This is a genomic window from Paenisporosarcina sp. P5_A11 (genome assembly GCF_056400705.1).
In genome coordinates this window covers 1-5,791 of the sequence record NZ_JBFUKT010000197.1, presented here as the reverse complement: position 1 = coordinate 5,791, position 5,791 = coordinate 1, and the positions used below count along the sequence as shown (strand labels likewise).

Annotated in this window: 7 protein-coding genes; 1 reads left to right on the top strand and 6 read right to left on the bottom strand. The window is 36.6% G+C overall.

Translation table 11 applies throughout. From position 1 onward, the window contains the following. The 5 genes from AC1DOS_RS17470 to prsW all read right to left on the bottom strand — a co-directional run. On the bottom strand, nucleotides 1-325 hold a 325-nt coding region (locus AC1DOS_RS17470; RefSeq protein ID WP_477538524.1), incomplete at its 3' end, for a lysophospholipid acyltransferase family protein. Beyond that, entirely contained in the window at nucleotides 326-1,000 is a 675-nt protein-coding gene (cmk, locus tag AC1DOS_RS17465) for a (d)CMP kinase (protein ID WP_477538523.1), read from the bottom strand. 141 nt (nucleotides 1,001-1,141) lie between these two features. Beyond that, nucleotides 1,142-2,431, bottom strand: a complete 1,290-nt coding sequence (locus AC1DOS_RS17460; protein WP_477538522.1) for a PepSY1/2 domain-containing protein — start codon at nucleotides 2,429-2,431, stop codon at nucleotides 1,142-1,144. Between the two features lie 11 nt (nucleotides 2,432-2,442). Then, nucleotides 2,443-3,240, bottom strand: coding sequence for a spore cortex-lytic enzyme (sleB, locus tag AC1DOS_RS17455; protein ID WP_477538521.1), 798 nt, complete (start codon nucleotides 3,238-3,240; stop codon nucleotides 2,443-2,445). A gap of 85 nt (nucleotides 3,241-3,325) precedes the next feature. Continuing rightward, nucleotides 3,326-4,009, bottom strand: coding sequence for a glutamic-type intramembrane protease PrsW (gene prsW / locus AC1DOS_RS17450; protein WP_477538520.1), 684 nt, complete (start codon nucleotides 4,007-4,009; stop codon nucleotides 3,326-3,328). Between the two features lie 80 nt (nucleotides 4,010-4,089). Here prsW and AC1DOS_RS17445 point away from each other — a divergent pair, with 80 nt between their 5' ends. Continuing rightward, a complete protein-coding gene (locus tag AC1DOS_RS17445; protein ID WP_477538519.1) occupies nucleotides 4,090-5,061 on the top strand; it encodes an asparaginase in 972 nt (323 codons plus the stop codon). A gap of 43 nt (nucleotides 5,062-5,104) precedes the next feature. On the opposite strand, the gene AC1DOS_RS17440 is transcribed toward AC1DOS_RS17445, so the two are convergent. Beyond that, nucleotides 5,105-5,791: NAD(P)-binding domain-containing protein (locus AC1DOS_RS17440; protein WP_477538518.1), on the bottom strand; the 687-nt coding region annotated here is incomplete at its 5' end.

Here is a 5,791-nt window from a genome sequence, read left to right as displayed (position 1 = left end):
GACCCATTACATCTCCGTTTTTCAATAAGGCTAATGCTTTTCTTAATGCTTCACGGTCACTCAATCCTCTTTTAACAGGAAATGCATTTATTTTCGGCAATAGAGGTTTTAATATTGGCATATGAAAAAGCTCTTCCTTAGCCATAAAATGAACCGGGCGTGGAGCAGTAATTCCCACTACTGGAGGATCAAGAGCATCGATATGGTTTGAGCAAATTAAAACTCCGCCGGTTTTCGGAAAATGTTCTAACCCTTTTACATCAAAACGATATATCGGCTTTAATGTGATCCAAACGAAATTTTTAGCAAATTGGTACATGTTCATTTAGCTCATCCTTTCTTTCGCTAATTGAATAATGTGATTAGCTGCTTCATTAATTGTTAAATTTGTGGTATCCAAGTAAATTGCATCTTTTGCCTGAATAAGGGGTGAAGCTTGTCGTTCGCTATCCATTTTATCTCGTTCTGCAATTTCTTTTTTCAGTTGATCTACATGTGAAACAATGCCACGTCGCTCATTATCTAACTGGCGTCGTTTCGCTCGTTCTTCAACAGTTGCAGACATAAAGACTTTTAATTCAGCATCAACTAACACATGTGTCCCGATGTCGCGGCCATCCATCACCACACCACCACTTTCAGCCATTTTCAATTGCCGACTAACCATTTCTTCTCGTAAACTTGCATGTACAGCTACGGAAGAAACAGAAGATGTCACAAGGGTGGAACGAATCGCTTCTGAAACATTCTCACCATCTAAATAAACAAGTTGTCCATCATGAGATGGGATTAATTCAATTTTGGTTTCTAGAAGCAAGTTTGTTAAGGCCTCTTCATTTTCTAAATCTATGTGACGTTCAAGTGCTTTATACGTAATTGCTCGATACATAGCTCCTGTATCAATATATGTAAAACCAAGTTCTTCAGCAGCGAGTTTTGCTATTGTGCTTTTTCCTGCAGCTGCAGGCCCATCAATCGCTATTTGTATACTGTTTTTCACATCATCCACTCCTATACGTTCTCACACATAATTGTAACACAGGAGGCAAAAAAAAAGCCCACTAGTGTGAGCTTCCGTAGGGGTGAATTTAATACTAATCAACAGTTTTATGTTTTGGTTTCGTTGTAAATCTAAAATTTCCTAGTTCATCATTTCAGATTTTATTACTTCATGCGTTTCTGTATCAATTAAAATTCTGAACGTGTGACTTTCTTCTTTCGTTTCTTTTAACACCATTAGTTCATAACATAGACGCTGTTGTAATTCCTCATTTTCGGTATACGCTAGTACTTCACTTTTAATGGCAACTTGATCTGTAAAATATTCGTTCCAACTTACAGGTACTATTTTTTGATCTGGTAACGTTTCTTTTTGGATATATTCCATCGTGTTTACACCTAGGACTTCTCCATCATCTTTTGCAAGTTTTAATTGCATTGCATCAGCATAAATCCGAGCTTTATTCACTGGATCTAAACGCACAAACACGACATGCCATACTAAATCGTTTTCACGTGATTCCACGAGTTCAACATCTTCAAATCCATATTTCTTAACTGCTTTTTTCGCCTTTTCTTTCATCTCCTCCTGAGGAATACGATCTTTTCCAATCGGACGTTCAATTAACATGGATAAAAGTTGGCCACCTTTTTTGGTGTAATCCGTGTAACCAGTTCGAATGCCTTCGTTGAATGAAATGTGGTAAAACGGATATGCTGCTCCTGATTTACTAGATGAAACGACAACTTTTGCATTTTTTAATGTTGGAAACATTTCTTTCATTTGTTTTACAACTCGTTTTTCTGTAACGGGTTTATCTTTAATCGCTTTTAAATCCTTTTTCTTTTGATCATCCGATTCACTCGCGGTGAGTGGGAAATCGCTTTCTGAATAGCCTTTAACAGTAGTAGACATTTTAGTCCATTTTTCAGAAGGTTGAGCTGATTTGACTTCTTTTTGCCATTTTGAGAAAGATTGTTGTTTTGCTAATAATTCGGTTGAAGCGTTTTGCCATTCAACTGAAAATTCATCTAAGTTTTTAGATACATTATTGGTTACTGTTAACCATTTCTCTTCAGGTACTTTGCCTTGACTCTTTAATTTTGCATAATCTCCAAGCCGTCCTAAGTAATTCAACCATTCACTTGTAAAATCTTGTTGGAGTGGTAGTGAGGATATATCACTTTTTATTTCTGATGAAAGTCTCCAAATATCTTCAAGTGGTTCTGCTTGAGCTTTTGGATCATTAAAAACTGTGGCACTTTGAACGGATTTTTGTAGTTCAGTTAGTTTTTCTGAAGCCTCCGTCATCCGATTGGTGTATTGGGCTCTCAAATCATTTTCCAAAGCTACTTCATTTTGTTTAGATGTATATAAAAATACGCCCATAATGATCAAGGCAACCGCTAACAAGCTTKTAATAATCTTCATGTTATTCCTCCTCATTCGCAGAATATATGTTTCCCAATTGTTTTAATTTGTGGTCGAGTCCATATCCAGGCGCTGGTAGCTGTGTCTGGATTAAAGTAATAAAGGGCATTTTCCGTAGGATCCCAACCATTTATCGCGTCTAAAACAGCCTCTTTAGCGCGAGCATTTGGTGTAAGCCAAATTTGTCCGTCAGCAACTGCTGTAAAAGCTCGTGGTTGAAAGACAACTCCACTTACTGTATTTGGGAATTTCGAATCTTCAACACGATTTAATATGACTGATGCTACTGCAACTTGTCCCTCATATGGTTCACCGCGTGATTCTCCATACACTGCATTGGCCATAAGTTGTAAATCCTGTTGTGAGTATTTTGCAGGAAGTTGGACTTGTTCATTTTTTTTGGGTGCTGGACTTGTTCCTTTTTTCACTTGTTGTTCTAAAGGTTTGCCCCCGTAGTGTGTAAAGCGATTACCTTTATTCAATTGGTTTCGCACAAACTCTTTATTATAATTTGATTGGTTGACAAGTTTCGCTTTTGTTTTCTGGCCAGCTATTCCGTCGACTGGTAAACCGAATTTTTCTTGGAAATTACGCAATGCCCAGTAAGTACCGTAACCAAATTTACCGTCTATCTGATTTTTGTAGAATCCCATATATTGCAATCGTGCTTGTAGCTCAATAACATCCTCTCCATTGGCTCCAAGCTCAATAACTTGACCTGAAAATGCTTCGGAATGTTTTGGAGTACTTAAAGTCATTGTCAACAAACATAAAGTGATAAACCAAACTAACCATTTATTTTTTCGCATAAACATTTCTMCTTTTTTTTAGAATGAGGATTTATACGAATTTTATACAAAAAAAAAATAAAACCAATTAATAAAATTGGTTTTATTACATATCACGTAGCTCTTCACGTGTTTGAAAGTGTTGTATTGTCAATAAATGGGCTTGCTTTACTTTTGTTAAACATAGCCACCATAAGAAAAGCATAAAAGGAATCATAAAATACAACCATATTCCTTCAATGGCTAGTATTCCGTTGTAAATCATGTGTAAACTTAATGGAGCTAGCAATGCAATAAATAGTAAAGGTTTCGAAGATTGTCTGACTGCAAACTTTGCACGTCCAAGATAATAGCCCATAACAACGCCAAAGATTGCATGGCTTGATACTGGTAACAAAGCTCGTAAGAATGCCGTATCTAGCCCATATGTCAACAAGTATAAAATGTTTTCTACTGTTGCAAATCCTAAGGAAACACTAGCTCCATAAAGAATTCCATCATATGGATCTTCAAAATCGACATGTTGATAGATAACCATTACTAAAATGAGCCATTTAAAAAATTCTTCAAGTGTACTTGTGAATAAAACATTTGTAATAAATGCTGATTGAAATATGTGTTCTAATTTAAATACATGTTGAATGAAGAGAATAGGAAAGGTTAACATAGCACCATATATAAAAGTATGAAACAATGATCGTGAAGGCTCTGTTGATATTTGATTTCGCAAATAAAAATAACTGAATAAAGCAAGTCCTGGAGCGATTGCGACAGATAGTAAAATTATCAAGTTGCGCTCGCCTCCTTTTAGTAGATTAATTATATCATTTTATAACGATTTGATGAATGAATGGATGGAGGAAATTTCAAGTGAAAAAAATAGTTGTTATCCATACAGGTGGAACAATTTCAATGCATGTACATAGTGAATCAGGTGCAGTCGTAACAGGAGATTCAAACCCAATAACTTCAGAAATTGATAAGTTAAAGGAATATGCCGATATCCATGAAATTGAAGCATTCAATTTCCCTTCTCCACACATAACCCCAAAAGAAATGTTTGCGATAAAAGAGATTATTGATCAGCAAATAGCAGCGGGACAAGTGGAAGGGTTTGTCATCACACATGGAACAGACACATTAGAGGAAACTGCATACTTCCTAGATTTAACTGTTAACAGCGATATCCCTATTATATTAACGGGTGCCATGCGCTCGTCAAATGAGATTGGGGCTGATGGTGTCTATAACTTATTATCAGCTGTTCGAGTGGCTAGTGCTCAAGATGCGTTTGGTAAAGGTGTGCTCGTTGTGATGAATGATGAAATACACACTGCACAAAGTGTTACGAAAACTTCAACCAGTAATGTCTCAACGTTCCAAAGTCCTCAATATGGACCTATTGGATTAATAACAAAAACAGGCGTTCATTTCCACCTTACGCCGATTAGAAGTGATACGTTTGAGTTACATGAAATCAATAAAAGAGTTGCGCTGTTAAAAGTCTATGCGGGAATGGATGCAGACTTGCTTTTGCACATTGCGAATGTCGGCTATGATGGCATTGTCTTGGAAGGACTAGGACAAGGAAATGTACCACCTGCAATCGTGCAAGGAATTCAACAATTAATTAACCAACATATTCCTGTTGTTTTAGTATCTAGATGTTACAACGGTATTGCGCAGCCCGTTTATGGCTACGAAGGCGGAGGGAAGATGTTAGAAGACATGGGAGTATTATTTGCTCACGGACTAAGCGGTCAAAAAGCGAGAATTAAGTTGTTAATTGGACTTTCAGATTCGCATCTTATCGAACCTCTTTCAACTTGGTTTAAATATTAAAAGCTTTTTCATTCTGCATAAGCCTATAAAAACAAAAAGCTGCTTATTTCAGCAGCTTTTCTTTTTGTACAATTGCATCTGCAATTAACTCGCCATGGAAACGGCCATTTTCAATAAAAATTTCATTGGCATTATTACCAGCAGCTAAAACACCTGCAATATAAAGGTTTTCAATATTCGACTCCATTGTTAATTCATTTAAAAGCGGTCTCCCCGATTCTTCATCGATTCGAACACCCATTTCCCGTAAAAACTCATGATCAGGATGATAACCAATCATCGCAAAAACAAAATCATTTTTTAAAGAAATCACTTGATTTTGCTGACGAATTATTACTTCTTCTTGTTTTATTTCTTCTACATGTGATTCAAACAGCATGGTGATTTCACCATTTTTAACTACACCTTCAAACTCGGGTAAAATCCATGGTTTTATACTACTGGAATAGGTGCTGCCACGATAAACCACCGTTACTCTTGCACCTGCTTTATGCAATTCAAGTGCAGCATCAATACTAGAGTTTTTCCCTCCAATCACCACGACATCCGTATCAAAATAAGTGTGACCTTCTTTGRAATAATGGCTGACTTTTGGTAATTCTTCCCCTGGAATACCTAAAAGATTTGGGTGATCATAATATCCAGTTGCGATGACCACAACCTTTGCATGATAAACACCTTTTGAAGTATTCACTACGAAGAAATCCTGTTTTTTCTCAACTCGTTCTAC

What these genes read in the sequence shown, in the direction of transcription:
- sleB (WP_477538521.1), bottom strand. Translation starts at nt 3,240, where the DNA reads ATGCGAAAAAATAAATGGTTAGTTTGGTTTATCACTTTATGTTTGTTG.